Genomic DNA, 1,128 nt, shown 5'->3' on the forward strand with positions numbered 1-1,128 from the left:
GCCGGCTGCTGGCGGAGACCGTCGCCGCCGTCGCTACCCGAGGCATTGTCTCCGATGGACGAAAGGCAGTTATCCCAGATGAGCGAGTTCTCCGGTGAGTGAACGCAAGCCGATCAAGCGGGCCCTCGTAAGCGTCTACGACAAGACTGGGCTGATCGAACTGGCCACGGGTCTTCACCAGGCGGGCGTGGAGCTGGTCTCCACCGGTTCGACCGCCGGCAAGATCGCCGACGCCGGCATTCCGGTCACCAAAGTCGAAGACCTGACCGGTTTCCCGGAGACCCTGGACGGCCGGGTCAAGACGCTGCACCCCCGCGTGCACGCCGGCATCCTGGCCGACACCCGCAAGGAAGAGCACGTCGACCAGTTGGTCGAGCTCGGTGTCGAGGCCTTCCAGCTCGTCGTGGTGAACCTGTACCCGTTCACCCAGACCGTGGCCTCGGGCGCGAGCGTCGACGAGTGCGTGGAGCAGATCGACATCGGCGGTCCGTCCATGGTGCGCGCCGCCGCCAAGAACCACCCGTCGGTCGCGGTGGTCGTCAACACCGGTGACTACGCCGAGGTGATCGCCGCCGTGGCGCAGGGTGGTTTCACCCTCGCCGAGCGGACCGCCCTGGCCGCCAAGGCTTTCCAGCACACCGCCACCTACGACGTGGCCGTCGCGAGCTGGATGACCAGTGTCGCGGTTCCGGCCGTGGCGCCGGAATCCGCTGCCGCGCAGCAGTTCCCGGAGTGGATCGGCGGCACCTGGCAGCGCGAGGACGTGCTGCGCTACGGCGAGAACCCGCATCAGGCGGCCGCGCTGTACACCAGCCAGGGCGGCCCGCGCGGGCTGGCGCAGGCGCGGCAGTTGCACGGCAAGGAGATGTCGTACAACAACTACACCGACGCGGACGCCGCCTGGCGCGCCGCCTACGACTTCGACGCTCCGGCCGTGGCGGTCATCAAGCACGCCAACCCGTGCGGCATCGCTGTCGGCGCGGATATCGCCGAGGCGCACCGTAAGGCGCACGCCACCGACCCGGTCTCCGCGTACGGCGGCGTGATCGCGGCCAACCGTGAGGTCTCGGTCGAGATGGCCGAGCAGGTCGCCGAGATCTTCACCGAGGTCGTGGTGGCCCCGTCCTA

1 protein-coding gene is annotated in these 1,128 nt (G+C 69.0%); it reads left to right on the forward strand.

The genetic code is table 11. The annotated features are described in order from the left end of the window. Window positions 1-94 precede the first annotated feature (94 nt). Window positions 95-1,128, forward strand: a 1,034-nt coding sequence (purH, locus tag ACIRS4_RS38265; RefSeq protein ID WP_404204892.1) for a bifunctional phosphoribosylaminoimidazolecarboxamide formyltransferase/IMP cyclohydrolase, incomplete at its 3' end; no start/stop codon positions are given.

The organism is Streptomyces sp. NPDC101166 (genome assembly GCF_044768125.1).
Taxonomy (GTDB): Bacteria; Actinomycetota; Actinomycetes; order Streptomycetales; family Streptomycetaceae; genus Streptomyces.